The 19,474-nt window shown below is 71.7% G+C and carries 21 protein-coding genes; 13 read left to right on the top strand and 8 right to left on the bottom strand.

Going from position 1 to position 19,474, the window contains the following annotated elements:
• Positions 1 to 91: 91 nt before the first annotated feature.
• Positions 92 to 913, bottom strand: a complete 822-nt coding sequence (locus AB0J93_RS02465; protein WP_363917326.1) for an inositol monophosphatase family protein — start codon at positions 911 to 913, stop codon at positions 92 to 94.
• Positions 914 to 1,200: 287 nt separating this feature from the next.
• On the opposite strand from AB0J93_RS02465, the gene AB0J93_RS02460 reads away from it, so the two are divergent.
• Both AB0J93_RS02460 and AB0J93_RS02455 read left to right on the top strand, forming a co-directional pair.
• Positions 1,201 to 2,802: an RNA polymerase sigma factor gene (locus tag AB0J93_RS02460; protein ID WP_363917324.1), complete on the top strand. Its 1,602-nt coding sequence runs from the start codon at positions 1,201 to 1,203 to the stop codon at positions 2,800 to 2,802.
• Positions 2,803 to 3,046: 244 nt separating this feature from the next.
• A complete protein-coding gene (locus AB0J93_RS02455; protein WP_093410327.1) occupies positions 3,047 to 3,280 on the top strand; it encodes a hypothetical protein in 234 nt (77 codons plus the stop codon).
• Positions 3,281 to 3,454: 174 nt separating this feature from the next.
• Here the strand turns inward: AB0J93_RS02455 and AB0J93_RS02450 are convergent, their stop codons facing one another.
• The 3 genes from AB0J93_RS02450 to AB0J93_RS02440 all read right to left on the bottom strand — a co-directional run bounded on the left by AB0J93_RS02450 (position 3,455) and on the right by AB0J93_RS02440 (position 6,289).
• Positions 3,455 to 5,185: a DEAD/DEAH box helicase gene (locus tag AB0J93_RS02450; RefSeq protein WP_363917322.1), complete on the bottom strand. Its 1,731-nt coding sequence runs from the start codon at positions 5,183 to 5,185 to the stop codon at positions 3,455 to 3,457.
• Positions 5,186 to 5,377: 192 nt separating this feature from the next.
• Positions 5,378 to 6,031, bottom strand: a complete 654-nt coding sequence (locus AB0J93_RS02445) for a trimeric intracellular cation channel family protein (RefSeq protein WP_363917320.1) — start codon at positions 6,029 to 6,031, stop codon at positions 5,378 to 5,380.
• 39 nt (positions 6,032 to 6,070) lie between these two features.
• On the bottom strand, positions 6,071 to 6,289 hold the full coding sequence (locus AB0J93_RS02440) for a DUF3039 domain-containing protein (RefSeq protein ID WP_099847002.1): 219 nt from the start codon (positions 6,287 to 6,289) through the stop codon (positions 6,071 to 6,073).
• An 88-nt stretch (positions 6,290 to 6,377) separates the two neighbouring features.
• Here AB0J93_RS02440 and AB0J93_RS02435 point away from each other — a divergent pair, with 88 nt between their 5' ends.
• Together AB0J93_RS02435 and AB0J93_RS02430 are read left to right on the top strand one after the other, a co-directional pair.
• Complete coding sequence (locus AB0J93_RS02435; RefSeq protein WP_363917318.1) at positions 6,378 to 7,313, top strand: pseudouridine-5'-phosphate glycosidase; 936 nt, start codon at positions 6,378 to 6,380, stop codon at positions 7,311 to 7,313.
• Complete coding sequence (locus AB0J93_RS02430; RefSeq protein ID WP_363917316.1) at positions 7,310 to 8,245, top strand: PfkB family carbohydrate kinase; 936 nt, start codon at positions 7,310 to 7,312, stop codon at positions 8,243 to 8,245. The genes AB0J93_RS02435 and AB0J93_RS02430 overlap by 4 nt, the downstream gene beginning before the upstream one ends.
• Before the next feature lie 15 nt (positions 8,246 to 8,260).
• Here AB0J93_RS02430 and AB0J93_RS02425 read toward each other — a convergent pair whose 3' ends face one another.
• Complete coding sequence (locus AB0J93_RS02425; RefSeq protein ID WP_363917314.1) at positions 8,261 to 8,623, bottom strand: DUF3099 domain-containing protein; 363 nt, start codon at positions 8,621 to 8,623, stop codon at positions 8,261 to 8,263.
• Positions 8,624 to 8,734: 111 nt separating this feature from the next.
• Between AB0J93_RS02425 and AB0J93_RS02420 the strand changes: the two genes are divergently transcribed.
• Together AB0J93_RS02420 and AB0J93_RS02415 are read left to right on the top strand one after the other, a co-directional pair.
• Positions 8,735 to 9,034: a hypothetical protein gene (locus AB0J93_RS02420; RefSeq protein WP_363917312.1), complete on the top strand. Its 300-nt coding sequence runs from the start codon at positions 8,735 to 8,737 to the stop codon at positions 9,032 to 9,034.
• 2 nt (positions 9,035 to 9,036) lie between these two features.
• Positions 9,037 to 9,348: a hypothetical protein gene (locus tag AB0J93_RS02415; protein ID WP_363917697.1), complete on the top strand. Its 312-nt coding sequence runs from the start codon at positions 9,037 to 9,039 to the stop codon at positions 9,346 to 9,348.
• 52 nt (positions 9,349 to 9,400) lie between these two features.
• On the opposite strand, the gene AB0J93_RS02410 is transcribed toward AB0J93_RS02415, so the two are convergent.
• Together AB0J93_RS02410 and AB0J93_RS02405 are read right to left on the bottom strand one after the other, a co-directional pair.
• Positions 9,401 to 10,627: a low temperature requirement protein A gene (locus AB0J93_RS02410; RefSeq protein ID WP_363917310.1), complete on the bottom strand. Its 1,227-nt coding sequence runs from the start codon at positions 10,625 to 10,627 to the stop codon at positions 9,401 to 9,403.
• A 34-nt stretch (positions 10,628 to 10,661) separates the two neighbouring features.
• Positions 10,662 to 11,243: an HhH-GPD-type base excision DNA repair protein gene (locus AB0J93_RS02405; RefSeq protein ID WP_363917308.1), complete on the bottom strand. Its 582-nt coding sequence runs from the start codon at positions 11,241 to 11,243 to the stop codon at positions 10,662 to 10,664.
• 119 nt (positions 11,244 to 11,362) lie between these two features.
• Here AB0J93_RS02405 and AB0J93_RS02400 point away from each other — a divergent pair, with 119 nt between their 5' ends.
• From AB0J93_RS02400 to AB0J93_RS02390, 3 genes are all read left to right on the top strand, one after another.
• On the top strand, positions 11,363 to 12,418 hold the full coding sequence (locus tag AB0J93_RS02400; protein ID WP_363917306.1) for an iron ABC transporter substrate-binding protein: 1,056 nt from the start codon (positions 11,363 to 11,365) through the stop codon (positions 12,416 to 12,418).
• A 65-nt stretch (positions 12,419 to 12,483) separates the two neighbouring features.
• Positions 12,484 to 14,019 carry an iron ABC transporter permease gene (locus AB0J93_RS02395; protein ID WP_363917695.1) on the top strand — a complete coding sequence of 512 codons (1,536 nt, stop codon included), beginning with the start codon at positions 12,484 to 12,486 and terminating at the stop codon, positions 14,017 to 14,019.
• A 76-nt stretch (positions 14,020 to 14,095) separates the two neighbouring features.
• On the top strand, positions 14,096 to 15,169 hold the full coding sequence (locus AB0J93_RS02390) for an ABC transporter ATP-binding protein (RefSeq protein WP_363917304.1): 1,074 nt from the start codon (positions 14,096 to 14,098) through the stop codon (positions 15,167 to 15,169).
• Positions 15,170 to 15,269: 100 nt separating this feature from the next.
• Here the strand turns inward: AB0J93_RS02390 and AB0J93_RS02385 are convergent, their stop codons facing one another.
• The gene (locus AB0J93_RS02385) at positions 15,270 to 16,490 is read right to left on the bottom strand and encodes a S8 family peptidase (RefSeq protein WP_363917302.1); all 1,221 of its coding nucleotides are present in this window, start codon (positions 16,488 to 16,490) and stop codon (positions 15,270 to 15,272) included.
• Between the two features lie 176 nt (positions 16,491 to 16,666).
• Here AB0J93_RS02385 and AB0J93_RS02380 point away from each other — a divergent pair, with 176 nt between their 5' ends.
• The 4 genes from AB0J93_RS02380 to AB0J93_RS02365 all read left to right on the top strand — a co-directional run bounded on the left by AB0J93_RS02380 (position 16,667) and on the right by AB0J93_RS02365 (position 19,450).
• On the top strand, positions 16,667 to 18,151 hold the full coding sequence (locus AB0J93_RS02380; protein WP_363917300.1) for a methyltransferase: 1,485 nt from the start codon (positions 16,667 to 16,669) through the stop codon (positions 18,149 to 18,151).
• Complete coding sequence (gene dtd / locus AB0J93_RS02375; RefSeq protein ID WP_363917298.1) at positions 18,151 to 18,573, top strand: D-aminoacyl-tRNA deacylase; 423 nt, start codon at positions 18,151 to 18,153, stop codon at positions 18,571 to 18,573. The genes AB0J93_RS02380 and dtd overlap by 1 nt, the downstream gene beginning before the upstream one ends.
• Positions 18,574 to 18,650: 77 nt before the next feature.
• Positions 18,651 to 19,115 carry an SRPBCC family protein gene (locus AB0J93_RS02370; protein ID WP_363917296.1) on the top strand — a complete coding sequence of 155 codons (465 nt, stop codon included), beginning with the start codon at positions 18,651 to 18,653 and terminating at the stop codon, positions 19,113 to 19,115.
• Entirely contained in the window at positions 19,112 to 19,450 is a 339-nt protein-coding gene (locus AB0J93_RS02365; protein WP_204029140.1) for a metalloregulator ArsR/SmtB family transcription factor, read from the top strand. The genes AB0J93_RS02370 and AB0J93_RS02365 overlap by 4 nt, the downstream gene beginning before the upstream one ends.
• Positions 19,451 to 19,474 lie beyond the last annotated feature (24 nt).

Raw genomic sequence — 19,474 nt, 5'->3', positions numbered from 1 at the left:
GCCAGCGCTCCGCTCCGGCTCCTGACGGCCAACGACGGCAGCCAGCGCCGCGCCCCTCCCGCTCCGGCTGCTGACCGGGCACCAGGCGGCGTCAGGGGCCGCCGGAGGCGTCCAACGCGGCCAGGTGCTCGTGCAGCGCGTCGAACAGTGTCGGCGGCGCGGCGATGACCATCTCCGGCCCGGGGGCCAGCCCCTTGAGCCCGCCGACGCGCAGGCCGGCCTCGGTGGCCACCAGCGCACCGGCAGCCTGGTCCCAGGCGGCCAGGCCCTTCTCGTAGAAGGCGTCGGCCCGTCCCTCGGCGACCAGGCAGAGATCGACGGCGGCGGCGCCGAGGCGGCGGATGTCGCGTACGTGCGGGATCAGTTCGGCCAGCACCCGGGCCTGGTGGACCCGGCGGGCGGCGTCGTAGCCGAAGCCGGTGACCACCAGCGCCTGACCGAGATCGGTCTCGGTGGAGCAGTGCAATCGTCGACCCTCGCGCCAGGCGCCCCCGCCGACGGTGGCGGTCCACTCCTCGCCGGTGTGGATGTTGCGCACCACACCCGCCACCACCTCGCCGTCCACCTCCGCGGCGATCGACACGCCACAGTGCGTCAGGCCGTACAGGTAGTTGACGGTGCCGTCGATCGGGTCGACGATCCACCGCACCCGGGGCCGGGGGCCGTCGCCACGCATCGCGGCGCCGTACTCCTCGCCCAGCACGGCGTCGTCCGGCCGCAGCCGGCGCAGCTCGGCGGTGATCTGGCGCTCCACGGCCCGGTCGGCCGCGGTCACCACGTCGGTGACGGTGCTCTTGGTCGCCGCGACCGAGACGCCCTCGGTGCGCATCCGGTACGCGGTGGCCGCCGCACCCCGGGCCACCTCGATCGCGATCTCCAGCAGCTGCGGTGGCGGTGGCGCCGAGCGCTCCATGTCCGTCCCCTTCCCGCACGGCCAGGTATCCGGCTTCCGCGCGGGTATCATCCTTACAAAGTCCAAAAGCGCACCGAATCGGCGGTCCCGACCGCCGATCAGCCGTGCGGCGCAGGATGATCGCCGCAGACGGCGTTACAATTCACCCCTGCCCACGCGCCACGGACCGCCCGACAACCGGCCGGCCCGGGACACGGGGGTTCCTCAACCACATCGCCCGGCGCGGTGCCCCACGCTGCGTCGGACGAACCCGGCCGTGCTCGCTCTTCGCCTCCGGAAGGTCATTCGTGACAGAACCCCGCCAGACCGGCGCCGACGTTCGCTCGCTCACCGACACCTTGATCGCCCATGCGCAGAGCGCTGGCGGCCAGCTCACGTCGGCCCAGCTCGCGCGCACCGTCGAGTCCGCCGAGGTGACTCCGGCCCAGGCCAAGAAGATCCTGCGGGCGCTCTCCGAGGCCGGGGTGACCGTCGTGGTCGACGGCTCGGCCAGCACCCGCCGACGGGTCGCCGCCGCCCGGTCCGCCACCCCCGCGTCCCGAGCCACCACCGCCAAGACCACCAAGAAGGCGGCCGCGCCCGCCCCGAAGCAGGCGCCTGCGGCCGAGGAGGCACCGGCGCCGGCACCGCGGAAGGCGACCTCGCGCAAGGCCGCCGGCACCACCGCGGGAGTGGCCGCCAAGGCCGCCGCGCCGGCCAAGAAGTCCACCCGGGCGACCAAGGCCACCGTGGCCGCTGCGGCGGGCGCGGCGAAACCGGCCAAGGGCGCCGAGGGCGAGACCGTCGAGGGCGAGGTCAATCCCGAGGAACTCGCCGCCGAGATCGAGGACGTCGTGGTCGAGGAGCCGGCGGAGCTGGCCCAGGCCGCCGCGACGGACGCGGCGAACTCCGCCACCGACAACGACTTCGAGTGGGACGACGAGGAGTCCGAGGCGCTCAAGCAGGCGCGTCGGGACGCCGAGCTGACCGCCTCGGCGGACTCGGTCCGGGCGTACCTCAAGCAGATCGGCAAGGTTCCGCTGCTGAACGCCGAGCAGGAGGTGGAGCTGGCCAAGCGGATCGAGGCCGGGCTCTACGCCGCGGAGCGTCTGCGGGCCGCCGACGACGGCGAGGAGAAGCTCGTCCGGGACATGCAGCGCGACCTGCTGTGGATCTCCCGGGACGGCGAGCGGGCCAAGAACCACCTGCTGGAGGCGAACCTCCGCCTGGTCGTTTCGCTGGCCAAGCGGTACACCGGCCGGGGCATGGCCTTCCTCGACCTCATCCAGGAAGGCAACCTCGGCCTCATCCGCGCCGTCGAGAAGTTCGACTACACCAAGGGCTACAAGTTCTCCACCTACGCCACCTGGTGGATCCGACAGGCCATCACCCGCGCCATGGCCGACCAGGCCCGCACCATCCGCATCCCCGTCCACATGGTCGAGGTGATCAACAAGCTGGGTCGGATCCAGCGCGAGCTGCTCCAGGATCTGGGCCGCGAGCCCACGCCGGAGGAGTTGGCCAAGGAGATGGACATCACACCGGAGAAGGTGCTGGAGATCCAGCAGTACGCCCGGGAGCCCATCTCGCTCGACCAGACCATCGGTGACGAGGGCGACAGTCAGCTCGGTGACTTCATCGAGGACTCGGAGGCGGTGGTCGCCGTCGACGCGGTCTCGTTCTCTCTGCTTCAGGACCAACTCCAGCAGGTGCTGCAGACGTTGTCCGAGCGTGAGGCGGGTGTGGTACGTCTCCGGTTCGGGCTCACCGACGGCCAGCCGCGTACCCTGGACGAGATCGGTCAGGTCTACGGAGTGACCCGCGAGCGGATCCGGCAGATCGAGTCCAAGACGATGTCCAAGCTTCGGCACCCTTCCCGTTCCCAGGTGCTCCGCGACTACCTCGACTGATCAGCATCCGTCAACCGATCGTGCCGTTTTGACCACCTGGCGTACAACGTCGGATGGTGATCAGGTGGTTGCACGAATGTGATCGTTGACGTGGCACCCTGGGTGCACGGCACACTGTCCGTGCCAGGTGTGACCTCGGTCCCCCGCGGGCACACAGGGAAGGCGAGGCCCGACAAGGGTGTTGCACGATAGGTGACCAAGACCGAAGAGAGTGTTCATCGGTGACGACCAGAGGAGGAAGGCGATGACCCCGACCCTCACGCCGCCGCCCGAGACGGTGAGCCCCCCGGCCGCCGATGAACGGTGCGACCGCTGCAATGCCGCCGGCAAGCTCCGGATCACCCTGGCGGGTGGCAGTGAGCTGGTGTTCTGTGGGCACCACGCCAACAAGTACGCCGAGGATCTCGTCAAGATCACCGTACGGTACGCGACGGACCCGGAGTTCACCTGGCGCGGCGCTGACCTGATGGCCAACTGAGGGCTCAGCAAACCCGACATAAGCCGGCCGGAGACATCCACAGGATGTCTCCGGCCGGCTTTTCGCACACCCGCACCAACCCCCAGGCGCGATCATGAAGTTATTGCTACGGCAATCGCTTACCCACCACAACAACTTCATGATCAACCGGGTAGGGGTGGGAGTGAGGGTGGGTTAGAGGGTTTGGACGGTGGCTATGCGTTCTTCGAGTTGCTCGATGGTGGCCTGGGCGCTGGGTGGGCCGCCGCAGATGCGGCGCAGCTCGGCGTGGATCTTGCCGTGGGGCTGGCCGGTGCGGTGGTGCTGGGCCGCGACCAGGGCGTTGAGCTGGCGACGCAGTGCCACCCGACGCTGGGCGGCGCTCATCGGTGCCGGCGGAGCGGACGCGGGCGCCGCGGATTCCGTCCTCCGCTCGGTCGCCCGACGTCGCTGGGCGGCGAGCTGATCGGCCTGCCGCTTGGCGAGCAACGACGCCACCTGATCCGAGGTGAGCAGCCCGGGCAGGCCCAGGTACTCCTCCTCCTCGGGGGTGCCGGCCTGGGCCGCCGTGCCGAACGAGGCGCCGTCGAAGATCACCTGATCGAGCTCGGCGGTGGCGGACAGCGCGGCGAAACGCTTTTCCAGTTCACCGCTGGCCTGCTCATCGCGCTGGGCCCGGTCCAGCAGTTCGTCGTCGAAGCCCTCGCGGTCCTTGGGTTTGCCGAGCACGTGGTCCCGCTCGGCCTCCATCTCGCTGGCCAGCCCGAGCAGGTGCGGCACGCTGGGCAGGAAGACCGATGCGGTCTCCCCCGGGCGCCGGGCCCGGACGAAACGCCCGATCGCCTGCGCGAAGTACAGCGGGGTGCTGGCACTTGTCGCGTACACGCCGACGGCCAGCCGAGGGATGTCGACGCCTTCGGACACCATTCGCACCGCGACCAGCCACCGTTGTTCGGACGCCGCGAACGTCGCGATCCGCGCCGAAGCGCCCACGTCGTCGGAGAGTACGACGGCCGCCCGCTCCCCGGTGACCTGCTCGATGAGCTTGGCGTACGAGCGGGCGGCCTGCTGGTCGCTGGCGATGACGAGGCCCCCCGCATCGGGCATGCCCGCCTCCCGCAGCACGGTCAGCCGGGCATCGGCCGCCCGCAGCACCTGGGGCATCCAGTCGCCGGCCGGATCCAGGGCGGTACGCCACGCCTGGGCGATGAGATCCTGCGTCATCGGCTCGCCCAGCCGGGCCGCCAGTTCCTCACCGGCGTTGGTCCGCCACCGGGTCTCCCCCGAGTACGCCAGGAACAGCACCGGCCGCACCACGCCGTCGCGAAGTGCGTCGCTGTAGCCGTAGACCGAGTCGGCCCGGGAGCGCAGCAGGCCGTCGCCGCCCCGTTCGTAGCCGACGAACGGGATGGGGTTGTCGTCGGACCGGAACGGGGTACCGGTCAGCATCAGTCGGCGCACCGCGGGCTCGAAGGCCGCCTTCACCCCGTCACCCCAGGTACGCGAGTCACCGGCGTGGTGGATCTCGTCGAGGATCACCAGGGTCCGTCGGGTCATGGTGCGCCGCCGGTGCACCTGTGGTGCCATCCCGACCTGTGCGTAGGTGACCACGGCGCCGTGGAAGTCCGCCGAGGAGTGCAGGTCGGCGTTGCGGAACGCGGCGTCGAGTTGGATGCCCACCCGGGCCGCCGCCTCCGCCCACTGCGTCTTCAGGTGCTCGGTCGGCGCGACCACGGTGACCGCCTCGACGCTGCCGTCGGCGAGCAGTTCGGCGGCGATCCGCAGGGCGAAGGTGGTCTTTCCGGCCCCCGGGGTGGCGACCGCGGTGAAGTCCTCAGCCCGACGACGCAGGTACTCCACCAGAGCCTTGCGCTGCCAGGCGCGCAGGGGCGGGAACGTCTCGAGCACCGGCGTCCGGACTGCCACGCGTTCGCTCCTCTCCGGCCACAGGATGTCCCGGCCGCAGGCCGGCGGACCCGGGCCGAGGGGCACGGCGGTCGCCCCACGAAAATGCCTCCGCGCAGCCGAGCCGCGAAGGCCGACTCAGCATAACCAGCAGCCGCCGGGCTGCCCATGCGACGCCACACCCGTCGCCGGGTGCCGTGCGCCACTGAGTGCTCACTCCGTTGGCGGCCCCGGCAGGCCGGTGCGCGGCGGTCGCAACGTCGCCACCGGCGCCGACCAGCGCCGACGCAGGGCCACCAGGCGTACGCCGAAGACCAGCACGACGGCGGCGGTGAGCGGGATCGGCCCGGTGCGGCCGAGGCCGTACAGGAGCACCACCACGATCGAACCGACGAGCGACGCGACGGCGTAGATCTCCCGCCGCAGTACCACCGGGATCTCGCCGGTCAGCAGGTCGCGGACGAGTCCGCCACCGATCGCGGTGATCATGCCGATCAGGCAGGCGCCGACCGCCGGGACCTGGGCGTCGAGGGCCTTGAGGGTGCCGGCGACGGTGAACAGGCCGAGCCCGGCCGCGTCCAGCACCAGGACGGTGGTGCGCAGCCGGGCGAACTGCGGATGCAGCCAGAAGATCGCCCCGGCGGTGACGGCGGCGGTGCCCGCGTAGCGCCAGTCGGCGAAGGCCAGCGGTGGGACCTCGTCGATGACCAGGTCCCGCACGATTCCGCCGCCGAGGGAGGCGACGAAGCCGACGAAGACCACGCCGAAGAGGTCGAGCCGTTTGGCCACCGCCGCGGAGGCGCCCGAGGCGGCGAAGACCGCGACTCCGGCCAGGTCAGCCAGGAGCAGGGCGGTGGAGGTGGTCACCGCCGCAGGTTACGCGGCCCGCCGCGCGGGCCGAGGGCGTCACTCGCGGTACGAGTCGTAGATCTCCTTGCACTTCGGGCAGACCGGCGAACCCGGTTTGGGCGTCTTCGTCACCGGAAACTTTTCCCCGCACAGCGCCACGACAAAGGTGCCCATGACGGCACTTTCGGCGATCTTTTCCTTCCGGACGTAGTGGAACATCTCCGGACCGGTGTCGGCGTCCTTGAGCTCGGGACGTTCGAGGACCTGTGTATTCACGTCTGCACCTCCAACCGACAAGTCTGGCAGGTCACCCTCACCCGGTCCACCTGAGGTGACCGGTGTGGCGGGCGTACGGTGAGCGATTGTGACCGACTTTCATCTTCGCTACGGCGCCGAGGTGGCCCGGGCACTGCGCGAGCAGGGGCCCGTGGTCGCTCTGGAGAGCACCATCGTCTCGCACGGCCTGCCCCGGCCGGACAATCTCCGGGTGGCCCGGCAGATCGAACAGGCCGTCCGGGACGCCGGAGCGGTGCCGGCCACCATCGGCATGATCGCCGGCGAACTCGTGGTCGGACTCGACGACGCCGAGCTGACCCGGCTGGCCACCGCCGACGGGGTGACCAAACTTTCCGTACGCGATCTCGCGGTGGCCGCCGCGACCGGCGCGGACGGTGCGACCACCGTGGCCGCGACCAGTGCCGTGGCGGCCACGGCGGGCATCGGCGTGTTCGCCACCGGCGGGCTGGGCGGGGTGCACCGTGAGGCGGCGCAGACCTTCGACGAGTCCGCCGACCTGGTCACCCTGGCGCGTACGCCGATCGCGGTGGTCTGTGCCGGGGTGAAGTCGATCCTCGACGTGGGCGCCACCCTGGAGCGGCTGGAGACCCTGGGGGTGGCCGTGGTGGGCTACCGGACCCGCCGGTTTCCGGGCTTCTTCATCACCGACGGCGGCTTCGACCTGGACTGGTCGGTCGACTCCCCCGAGATGGTCGCCGACGTGCTGGCCGCCCGCGAGCAGCACCGTGCACACCACAGCGGGCTGATCGTCGCCAACCCGCTGCCCACCGACGAGCAGCTCGACCCGGACCTGCACGACCGTACGCTCACCGAGGGTCTCGCCCTGCTGGAGCGCGACGGGGTGACCGGCAAGGCCGTCACGCCGTACCTGCTGGCCCACTTCCACTCCGCGACGCAGGGTGCCAGCCTGGCGGTCAACGTCCGGATCATCCTGCGCAACGCCGACCTGGCCGCCCGGGTCGCGGTCGCCGCCGCCAAGCGCCGGGCCCACGCGTCGGCGTGACCGGGCGCAGCGGCGGGTCGGGCGGGGTGGGTCGCGTCGACACCGGCCGCGTCCTGGTCGTCGGCGACGTGGTCACGGACGTGGTGGCGGTGCTCTCCGGCCCGTTGGCACCCGGCTCCGACACCCCGGCGGTGATCAGGTCCACCGGGGGCGGGCAGGCGGCCAACACCGCGTCCTGGCTGGCCGCCCAGGGGGTACCGGTGACCCTGGTGGGCGCGGTCGGCGACGATGGCGCCGGCCGCGACCGGGTGGCGGAGTTGACCGACGCCGGGGTCGACTGCGCGGTGCAGCGGATCGCCGGGGCCGCCACCGGCACGGTGATCGTGCTGACGGCCGGCGACGAACGCACGATGATCACCGAGCGCGGAGCGAACGTACGGCTGCGTCCCGACCACGTGGACGCGGCGCTGGCCGGTGCGCCGGACGCCAGGCATCTGCACCTGTCCGGGTACGCCCTGCTGGACGCGGACTCCCGACCGGCCGGGCTGCGGGCGCTGGCCGGCGCTCGCGAGCGCGGCCTCACCACAAGTGTCGACGCGGCCTCCGCGGCACCGCTGCGGGCAGCCGGGACGACGGCCTTTCTGGACTGGGTACGCGAGGTCGACCTGCTGCTGGTGAACGTCGACGAGGCCACCGTGCTGGCTGGTGGGGTGCAACCGGCGGCACAGGGACGGGCCCTGGTCGCCGTCGCCCGCCGGGTGGTGGTCAAGCGCGGCGGTGCCGGCGCGGTGTGGGTCGACCGGGACGACACCGTCGTCACCTCTTCCGCGCGTCGGGTGGCGGTGCGGGACGTGACCGGGGCGGGTGACGCCTTCGCGGCGGGCCTGCTGGGCGCCTGGCTGGCCGGGGCGACGCCCGATGCCGCTCTGGCCCGGGCCGCCGATCTCGGTGCCGCAGCGGTGGCGCAGGTCGGTGCCCGACCGGCTCGTTGAGCCGCCCCCGGCGGGTCAGGGCTCGGCGTCGATGATCTTGTGTGGCCGCTCCTCGGCGGCGAGGCTCATCGGGGGCGGCGCCGCCTCGGTGGCCGACCGCGAGGAGAAGCGGTTGGCGAGGCGGTGGCGCTCCTTGGGCGGCCGGTCGTTGGCCAGCAGTACCGCGAGCCACGGGATGAGCACCATGCCCAGCGCGACCAGGGGCAGCCAGAGCCAGAGCAGTGGTGCCCGGACGCCGACCAGGATCGCGCCGACGATCACGCAGGCGACGCGGACACCCATCATCACGACGTAACGCCGCTGCCGGCTGGTCAGTTGATCATCCTGGCTGCGGGAGGCGTCGGTGATGAGGATCGGCTGGTACGCCTGACGCTTCACCCGTGGTACCTCCTCCGGAGGGGTCGCACTCCATCCTGTCACCCGGACCGGGCGAGCGACGAGGTTCGTCGCCTCCGAAATTCGTGTTACGCCCGTGGTACGCTCGGCCGCGTGGGCAGCAGGTTCAGCTTCACCGACGAGGCGCTGGTCAATCTGCGGGTCTACGACGTCACGCCGGGGGAAGTCTGGGAGGCGCTGCACAGCGGCCGGCGGGTGATCCGCCACCTCGGCGACGACGTGATGGTGGTCTACGCCCCCACCGCCCGCGGACGCCGGGTGGCCGTGCTGCTCGCCGAGACCGACGGCGCCGACAACGACTGGGACGTCCTCTCCGCCCGCGAGTTGAGCGACGTCGAGGCCAAACGCTACGACGAGGCCGTACGGAATTCTCCGGAGACGAGGAGGCGGTGACGATGGACCGTCACGACGCGATCAAGCAGTTCCACGGCGGCGGCGACCGGATCGCCGATCTGATCGACGAGAGCCAGGCGGTGGGGCTGCCCACCCCCGACACCGAGACTCCGATGGTCAGCCGGTCGGTCCGGCTGCCGCTGGAGACGTACGAACGGGTCCGGGCCGCCGCGGACGCCCGGGGCATCGGCGTGACGACGCTGATGCGGCAGTGGATCGAGGCGGGCCTGGCCGACCTGGACGACTCGGCGACCGTCTCGCTGGCCGACGTCCGGCGGGCCATCGCGTCCCTCGCCCATCCGAGCGCCGCCTGACGGGATCGCCGTCCGGCGGCCCGCGAGCGGGCCCCTCGCGGCGGCCGTGACGTCAGGTCGGGAAGCCGGCCTGACCGGGGTCCGCGCGGTCCAACGGCGATGCCGGCGGTTCAGTGGGCTGGTGGCGGGCGTGCAACCCGTCCACGAGGGCCATCATGGCCAACCCACCGGCGACCACGGACAGCGCAAGCATCGGCGTTCCGAGCAGGAGCAGCGGAGCGGACCCGACCAACGCCAGCACCGTCAGCACCCGTCGGCGGGAGACCCGGGCGAAGATCTCGTACTCGAACCGGGCCCGCCCCAGCAGAAACAGGACCGGCCCGCCGACGACGAAGATCAGCCAGGCCGGCTCGACCCGGTCGAACGGCTTCACGATGACCAACTCGTAACCCACTCCGGTGAGCAGCACGCCGAGCACCATGACCAGGTGCGTGGTGGAGGCGGACGCGCCGAGCCGACCGGGCGACCGGGCCATCCGCAGCGCCTCGACCAGCAGGTGACCGGCTCGGTGGAAGTAGATCCGCCAGAGCAACGCGGTGGTGAGGAAGGCAACCGTGAAGGCCGCCGCCGCCAGCCAGCCGAATCCCTCGCCGCTGTAGGTGATTCCGATGACCAGGATCGTCTCGCCCAGCGCGATGAGAAAGATCTGCTGGTAACGCTCCGCCATGTGCTCGCCGGCGATCCGCCAGGCCGAGACCGGCGCCCGCCCCAGCCCGGGCACCGGCCAACCCAGCAGGTAACCGGCCAGGTCGATGGTGATGGCCAGCACCCACAGCCCGAACCGCAGGCCGGCGGGCCCGAGCGCACCGGCCAGCCAGAGCACCCCCGACACCGCCGCCCAGGCGGCCAGCCGCCACGGCACGGTACGGCGCGGATGTCGACCCAGCACGGCGGCGATCAGCAGCGGGCGGCCGATCACCGTCACCAGGTAGGCCACGACGAACGCCAGCGCCCGCTCCTCGAACGCCCGGGGCAGGGTGACGGCCATCACCAGGCCGCCGAACATGGTCGCGACCACGACGAACTGGATCGTCAGGGTGTCCGGGTCGTACCGGCTGGTGACCCAGGTGACCAACGTCCAGACGTGCCACAGGGCGAGGAACAGGATCAGGGTCTCCAGGAAGCCCAGCACGGTCAGCCCGTGCTCGATTTCGTCGATGTATCGGACCGAGACCCGGGTCAGCGCGAAGACGAAGGCCAGGTCGAGAAAGAGCTCCAGAAAGGTGGCCCGTGACGATCCGGTTCCCCCACGCAGCAGCGCACCGCCCCGCTGCGCCATCGGTCGCCCCCTGCCGTCGTCGGAGGCGGTCCGGTCAGTCTCCGCGCGTGCTCGCCTTCGCCGCCGCCTTCATCTGCTGTTTGTACTCCCGAACCAGGCGCAGTGACTCGGCATCGGTCACATCGGCGACGGACCGGTGGGCCTCGGGATCGCCGTAGTGGCCGGCCGCCTCCCGCCAACCCGGCGGCTGGACCCTGAACCGCTTACCGAGCAGCGCGAGGAAGATCTGGGCCTTCTGCCGACCGAATCCGGGCAGGGCGGTGAGCCGCCCGAGCAGCTCACGGCCGTCGTCCGGGTCCGCCCAGAGCCGGGCGGCTTCGCCGTCGTAGCGCTCGACCAGCACCCGGCACACCTCCTGTACACGGGCCGCCATCGCCTTGGGAAAGCGGTGCAGCGCAGGTGGCTCGGCGAAGATGGCCACCAGGGCCTCCGGATCGAAGTCGGCCAACTCCCGGGCGTCCAGGTCGTGTCCGAGCCGCTGGGCCAGCACGTACGGCGAGGAGAACGCCTTCTCCATCGAGACCTGCTGGTCGAGCACCATGCCGACGAGCAGGGCCAACGGATCGCGGGCCAGCAGCCGGTTCGCCTCCGGGTCAATGGGCAGTGCGAGCGTCATGCCCCTCATCCTGCCTGTCCGTCGAGGGTTGACAGTGATCCGCCACCCACCCGATGCCGAAGTGAGGTTAGGCTGTGCTAACTTCCCTCCGGTCGTCCAGACCGGAAGAGGGGTTCACCGTGCCAAGCACCCGCCACGCCACCAGCGCGCTACTCACCGCCAGCCTGCTCGTCCTCGGCCTGGCCGCCTGTGGATCCGGTGGGGAGGACGAAGCCGGTTCCGGCGATCAGGGCGACAAGCAGATCACCGTCTACAGCGGGCGCAGTGAGCAGTTGGTCAAGCCGTTGCTGGAGAAGTTCACCGCGCAGACCGGCATCGCCGTGCAGCCCCGGTACGCCAGCACCGCGCAGCTCGCCGCCCAGTTGGTCGAGGAGGGCGACAGGTCCCCGGCCGACGTGTTCTTCGCTCAGGACGCCGGCGCGCTCGGTACCGTCGCCAAGCGCGGCATGTTCAGCACGCTGCCCGAGGCGACCACGTCGAAGGTGCCGCAGACCTACCGGGCCGGCACCAACCAGTGGGTCGGCGTGAGCGCCCGGGCGCGGGTGCTTGCCTACAACCCGGACCTGGTTCCGGCCGACCAGCTGCCGAAGTCCGTCTTCGACCTGGTCGACCCGGCCTGGAAGGGCAAGGTCGCCCTCGCCCCGACCAACGCCTCGTTCCAGGCGTTCGTCACCGCGATCCGGGTGCAGCACGGTGACGCCCGGGCCGAGGAGTTCCTGGCCGGGCTCCAGGCCAACGACCCGCAGATCCGCGATGGCAATGGCAAGATCGTCGAGGACGTGAACAGCGGCATTGTCGCAGTCGGCCTGGTCAACCACTACTACCTCGGGGAAATCGCCAAGGAACAGGGCACCACCCCGGAGGCGCTCAAGGCCAAGCTGCACTTCTTCCCCGGCGGCGACACCGGCGCGCTTGTCAACGTGGCCGGCGTCGGTGTGCTCAACCGCGCTGCGTCCGACCCGGACGTGCAGCGTTTCGTGGACTTCCTGCTCGGCCAGGAGTCGCAGACCTACTTCGCCGAGCAGACGTTCGAATACCCGGTGATCGGCGGTGTGCCGGGGCCGGCGTACGTGCCGCCGCTGGCCGACCTGGCAGTGCCCGAGGTCGACCTGAACGACCTGGACACGCTGGACGCCACCGTCACCATGATCAAGAATTCGGGGCTGGTCCCCTGACCGCTCCGCCGACCACCGCAGGGCCGCCCGCCACCGGGACGGCCCTGTCGGTCGTCTCCGGCCGGCTGCGGAAACTGGCCCCCCGCCCGGCGCTGCTGGCCGCCTCCACCGCTGCGGTGGCCGTCGCCCTGATCCCGCTCGTCTATCTCGCGGTACGCACCGCGGAGGCCGGTGCGGACCGGATCGCCGCCGAACTCTGGACCGAGCGGGTCGGCCTGCTCGCCCTGCGCAGCCTCGGCCTGGCCGGTGTGGTCACCGTCGCCTGCGTCCTGCTCGGGGTCGGCACCGCCTTCCTGGTCACTCGCACCGACCTTCCCGCACGGCGACTCTTCGCCGTGCTGGCGGCGCTGCCGCTGGCGGTCCCCACCTACATCGCCGCCTTCGCCTGGCTCTCGACGGCACCCCGACTGGAGGGCTTCTGGCCGGCGGCCCTGGTGCTCACGCTCTGCTCCTACCCGTACGTGCTGCTACCTGTGGCAGCCGCGCTGCGCGGCGCGGACCCGGCCCAGGAGGAGGTCTCCCGGTCGCTGGGGCGCAGCGGATGGCGAACCTTCACCGCCGTGACGTTGCGGCAGGTCCGGCCGGCCACCGCCGCCGGGGCGTTGCTTGTCGCGCTCTACGTGCTCTCCGACTTCGGCGCGGTTTCCATCCTGCGCGCGGAGACCTTCACCCGCGCCATCTTCGTCGCCTTCGATCTGGGCTTCGACCGCACCGGAGCGCTCGTGCTCTCCAGCGTGCTCGTCGCGCTGACCGTGCTGCTGCTGGGCGGCGAGACCATCACCCGCCGTCGCGGTGCCCGGTACGCGCGGCTTTCCGGCGCGCGCCGTCCAGCGTCCCGGCTGTCGCTCGGTCCGGCTCGCTGGCCGGCCATGGCAGCCCTGGTAGTTGTCGCGGTACTGGCGCTCGGTGTGCCGGCGGCCAGCCTGGGGCGGCGACTCGCCGCCGGCACGTCCCGTCCTGGGGCGCTCCCCGAGGTGCTCGCCGCCGCCGGGAACTCCCTGACCGTGTCGCTTGCCGGTGCCGCGTTGACCATGCTGCTGGCGCTGCCCCTCGGCCTGCTCGCGGCCCGTGCGCCGAGCCCGCTGACAACCGCATTGGACCGGTTGGCGTACCTCGGCCACGCGCTACCCGGTGTCGTCATCGGGCTCTCCCTGATCTTCTTCGGCATCAACGTGGCGTACCCGCTCTATCAGACGCGGTGGTTGCTGGCCCTGGCGTACGCCACGCTGTTCCTGCCGCTGGCGGTCGGTGCGGTGGCCAGCGCCGCCGCCCAGTCCCCCGCCCGGCTGGAGGAGGTGGCACGCTCCCTCGGTCGTGGGCCGTGGACGGTTCTGCGGACGGTGACCCTGCCGCTGATCCTGCCGGGCATCGGTGCCGGTGCCGCGCTGGTTTTCCTGACCGGTATGAAGGAGCTACCCGCCACCCTGCTGCTGCGGCCCACCGGCACGGACACCCTGGCGACCGAGTTGTGGACCAGCACAGCGGTCGGCGCCTACGCCGCGGCGGCGCCCTACGCCGTGTTGCTTGTGGTGATCTCGGCCGTGCCCACCTGGCTGCTGGTCGCCCGCAGCGGGCTGCTCGACAAGGAGAAGCGGGCATGAACGAGCCTCAGCGAGCGAATCATCGACACAGCGCGCCGGTGCTGCGGGCCGGTACGCAGCGGAGCGGAGGGCCGGCATGAGCGAGGTCGTGGTCAGTGGCGTGATCAAGCGGTACGGACGGGTGACCGCCCTGGCCGGGGTGGACCTCCGCGTACCGTCGGGAGAGCTGACCGCCGTCCTCGGCCCGTCGGGCTGCGGTAAGACCACCCTGCTGCGCTGCCTGGCCGGCTTCGAGCGGTTGGACGCCGGGGAGATCCGCATCGACGGTGCCCTCGTGGCCGGCGGGGGCCGGCACCTGCCGACGCATCGGCGCAACATCGCGGTGGTGCCTCAGGAGGGTGCCCTCTTCCCGCACCTGAGCGTGGCGGACAACGTCGGCTACGGCCTTGACCGGGTCACCCGCCGTTCCGACCGGGTCGAGGAGGTACTGGCCCTGGTCGGGCTCGCCGGGTACGGCGGCCGCATGCCGCATCAACTCTCCGGTGGGCAGCAGCAGCGGGTGGCGGTGGCCCGCGCCCTGGCTCCCAGACCGTCGGTGGTGCTGCTGGACGAGCCGTTCAGTGCCCTCGACGCGGGGCTGCGCGCCGGGCTGCGCCACGACGTACGCGACGCGCTGCGGACCGACGGCGCGACAGGTGTACTTGTCACCCACGATCAGGGCGAGGCGCTGTCGGTGGCCGACCAGGTGGTGGTGCTGCGCGACGGGTGGGTGGTGCAGGCCGGTGCGCCGACCACGGTGTACCGCGAGCCGGCCAACCCCTGGGTGGCCGAGTTCGTCGGCGACGCGGTGCTGCTGCCGGCGGTTGTCGAGCAGGGTGCCGCGCGGACCGCGCTGGGCCTCGTGCCGGTCACCGGTGCCGTGTCCGACGGGCCGGTCACCGTGCTGGTACGCCCAGAACAGGTCCGCCTCACGGCCGGTGCGGACGGGGTAACCGCCACAGTCCTGCGGCACGACTTCCACGGCCATGACGCGCTCGTCGGTCTCGGGCTGCCCGACGGCACCCGGATCACCGCCCGGGTCCTCGACGGGGACGCCGCCGTGGCCCCGGGCGGCGAGGTGACGGTACGCGTGGACGGCGCGGCCCGGGCCTTCCCCGCCGACGCGTCGGCCGACCGGCCGGCGCCCACCCCGGTGCGGCTGGCCGGCTGAGACCACGCACACCCCGACGACGCGAAGCGGCCCGGCGGATCGATGTCGGTCCGCCGGGCCGGTTCACGTCAGGGTCAGTTGACGCCGGTTTGCGTCAGGGTCAGTTGACCACGAACAGCAGGCGGTTCGGGGAGCCGCTGCCCGGGCTGGTCACCACGCCGGTGGTGGCGTTGTTGACCAGGTAGCTCTTGACCTGGGCCGGGGAGTAGGACGGGTTGGCACCGAGCACGAGAGCGGCGGCGCCGGCCACGTGCGGCGAGGCCATCGAGGTGCCGCTGATGGTGTTGGTCGCGGTGTTGCTGGTGTGCCAGGTCGACGTGATGCTCGAACCCGGCGCGAAGATGTGCACGCAGGAGCCGTAGTTGGAGAAGGACGAACGGGCATCGGTGCTGGTGGTCGAGCCGACGGTGATCGCGGTCGAGGTCCGGGCCGGCGAGTAGTTGCAGGCGTTGGCGTTGGAGTTGCCCGCCGCGACCGCGTAGCTGACGCCGGAGGCGATCGAGTTGCGCACCGCGTTGTCGATGGAGCTGCTGGCGCCGCCGCCCAGGCTCATGTTCGCCACGGCCGGCTTCACCGCGTTGGCGGTCACCCAGTTCACCCCGTTGACCACGCTGGTGGTGGTGCCGCCGCCGGAGCAGTTGAGCACCTTCACCGCGACCAGGCGGACACCCTTGGCCACACCGTGGGTCGAACCACCGACGGTGCCGGCGACGTGGGTGCCGTGGCCGTTGCAGTCGGTGTTGTTGCTGTCCACCGTGTTGGTGCCCCAGGTGGCCCGGCCGCCGAACTGGTTGTGGCTGGTCCGGATGCCGGTGTCGATGATGTACGCCCGCACGTTCGAGGCCGTGTTCGGGTAGGTGTACGTGGTGCTCAGTGGCCGGTTTCGCTGGTCGATGCGGTCCAGGCCCCAGGTCGCGTTGGTCTGGGTCGCCTGGATCGTGACCACCTGGTCCTGCTCCACGTAGGCCACCGCCGGGTTGGCGGCGAGCCGGGCCGCCTGGGACGCGGTCATCTTGGCCGCGAAGCCGGTCAGCGCGGCGCTGTAGGTGTCGGAGACGCTGCCCCCGTACCGCTTGACCAGGGCGCTGGCCCGGTCCGGAACGGCGGCACGAGCCGTCGACGAACCGGCGGCACCGACGGCGTCGGTGCGCAGGACGACCAGGTAGCTGCCGCTGACCGCGTTCGACGCGCCGGCGCCACGGATCTCGCCGGTGGGTGCGGCGACCGCCGCGGTGGTGCCGGCCGCCGAAACGGCCGCCGCGGTGGCGACGACGGCGAGCGCCCGGATGAGCTGCCGTCGCGCGGTGGACCCTGAGGACATCGTGCCTCCCTTACCTGGGCGGCCGGCCGGGCTTCTGGCCGGGCGGTCCGCACCCTGGACTGAGTTGGAGAGATGCTAGCGTTAGATCGACAGATATGACAGGGATGTTCATCGATTGATTCGCAATGTCACGGGCGGTGGTCTCCGGACCCGACGCCACCAGGCAGGATGACGGTGTGGACGGAAACGACATGCTGCTCTCCCCCGCCGGCGTCGAAGCGCTGCGGACCGCGTTGACCCGGGCCGCCTTCACCGCCAACGGCATCGCCGCGCGGCTCGGCCCACAGGCGACCGGCGGGGTCGCCCGCAACGACTTCCGGGCCGCGCTGCGCGCCACCGCCGACCGGGATCCCCTCGCCACCCTGATCCGGGTGTTCATCTGCGAGCAGACCGAGCCGGAAGCCGCGGTCGCCGCCGCGCTGGCTCCGCTGCCGCTCACCGACGCCCTCGACGCGGGACTCGTCGAACGGCACGGCGACGGGCTGCGGATGGGAATAGACCTGGAGCCGTACGGCGACGAATGGTGGGTCCTCGCGGACGTACCGGCCAGCGCCCGCCCCGGTCGCCCGCTGCACGCCGAACACGTGCTCGGCATCGGCGGGGCGACGCAGACGATGATCGGCGCGGCGGTGCGCCGGCCGGTGGACAGCGCGCTGGACCTGGGCACCGGCTCGGGCGTGCAGGCGCTGCACCTGGGCACCCACGCCCGGCGGGTCACCGCCACCGACGTGTCCTGGCGGGCGCTGCGCTTCGCCGCCACCACCGCCGCCCTCAACGGCCAGGACTGGGAGCTGTTGCACGGCGACCTGGTGGCCCCGGTCGCCGGCCGGCGGTTCGACCTCGTGGTGAGCAACCCGCCCTTCGTGGTCGGGCCCGGCACCACCACTCACGTCTACCGCGACTCCGGTCGGGTCGGCGATGCGATCGGCGCCGAACTGGCCGCCGCCGCCCAGGGCCTGCTCACCGAGGGCGGCACCATGCAGTACCTCGCCAACTGGGTGCACGTGGTCGGCGAGGACTGGGGGGAACGGGTCGCCGGCTGGTTCGCCGGCACCGGCCTGGACGCCTGGGTCATCCAGCGCGAGGTCGCCGACCCGATGGCATACGTCAACCTGTGGCTGACCGATGTCGGGGAGGCCACCGACCCGCAGCGGATGGCCGACTGGCTCGACTGGTTCGACGCGCACAAGGTGGAGGCGATCGGCTTCGGCATCGTCTCGCTGCGCCGCAGCGACCACGACGACCCGGTGCTGCGGGTGGAGGATCTGCGCCAGCGGGTGCAGCCACCGATGGGTGATCGGATCGCCGACTGGTTCGACCGGCAGGACTGGCTGCGCGTACGCGACACCGACGGTCTGCTGGCCGCGCGCTACCGCGCCGCAGACGGACTCCAACTGCGCCAGGAGGCGACGATGGGCTCCGACGGTTGGGCGGTGGACCGGCAGGTCCTCGCCCTGCCCGACGGGCTGCGCTGGACCGAGGAGATCGATCCGCTGGTGCTGGCCCTGGTGGGCGGGGCCGACGGGCGGTTGCCGCTGCGGGACCAGCTGGCGCTGCTCGCCGTCGCCCACGACGTTGCCGCCGAGGAGCTGGCCGAGGCGGCCGGGCCGATCGTGGCGCACCTGGTGGAGCGCGGCTTCATCGCGCCGGTGGTCGCCTGATGCGGGCGGTGGTGCAGACGGTCGGTCGGGCCAGCGTGACCGTCGACGGCGAGGTGGTCGGCGCGATCGACGACGGGCTGCTGGTGCTGCTCGGGGTGACCCACACCGACACCCCGGAGACCGCCCGGACGATGGCCCGCAAGGTGCACGAGCTGCGCATCCTGGATGACGAGCGGTCGGCGGCGGAGATCGGCGCGCCGATCCTCGTGGTCAGCCAGTTCACCCTCTACGGCGACGCCCGCAAGGGCCGCCGCCCGAGCTGGACCGCCGCCGCCCCGGCCGAGGTGGCGGAACCGCTCGTCGAGGAGACGGTCCGGGCGCTGCGCCAACGCGGTGCCACAGTCGCGACCGGTCGGTTCCGCGCCCACATGCTTGTGGAGAGCGTCAACGTCGGTCCCCGCACCATCCTCCTCGACCTATAGCGCAACCAGTGGTTGCACATCCCGACGCCAACCCCTACAGTCAGACGCAACCACTGGTTGCATGTCTGGAGGAGCGCATGGAGTACGGCAGCATCGAGCGGGAGATCCACGTCGACGCCACCCCCGAGGTGGTCTACGAGGTCGTCACGACCCCCGAACATCTGCGGGAGTGGTGGCCGGACGACGCGGATCTCGAGCCGGTCCCCGGCGCCACCGGGACGGTCTCCTTCGGCGACAGCTCGACGCCGAACGCGCAGGTCGTGCCGCTCACCGTCGTGGAGGCCGACCCGCCCCGGCGGTTCTCGTTCCGGTGGGTGTACGAGGATCTCGCCGTCGCGACGCCGACCAACTCGCTCCTGGTGACCTTCGAACTGGTCCCGTCGGGCACCGGAACGCTGCTGCGACTCACCGAGACGGGATTCCGGGAGAAGGGCTGGGAGGCGGCGGTGCTCGAAGCGCACTACCGCGACCACGTCAGCGGCTGGGACTACTTCCTGCCCCGCCTCGTCGAGTACGTCGCGCGGCTGGTCTCGACCCGATGAGCGTCACCGTCGACGACGACCTCTGGTCCGCCGTCGGGGACCCGACCCGGCGGCGGATGCTCGACCTGCTGCTCAGTGACGGAGGCGGCACGGCGACCACGCTGAGCGAGCAACTGCCGGTCACCCGGCAGGCGGTCGCCAAACACCTCGGCGTACTCGACCGGGTCGGGCTGGTCCACGGCACGCCGTCCGGCCGCGAACGTCGCTACGAGGTGGACGAGGCGCAACTCGCCCGTGCCGTCGCGCAGCTGTCGTCGGTCGGTGCCACCTGGGACGCCCGGTTGCGGCGGATCAAGCGGATCGCCGAGGCGATCCAGCGCGGCCAGCAGAGCTGAACCCACCAGAACGTTCGTCGCCAC

The sequence above is a fragment of the Micromonospora sp. NPDC049374 genome (assembly GCF_040677165.1).
In the GTDB taxonomy this organism is placed as follows: domain Bacteria; phylum Actinomycetota; class Actinomycetes; order Mycobacteriales; family Micromonosporaceae; genus Micromonospora.
This window is presented reverse-complemented; position numbering and strand designations above follow the sequence as displayed.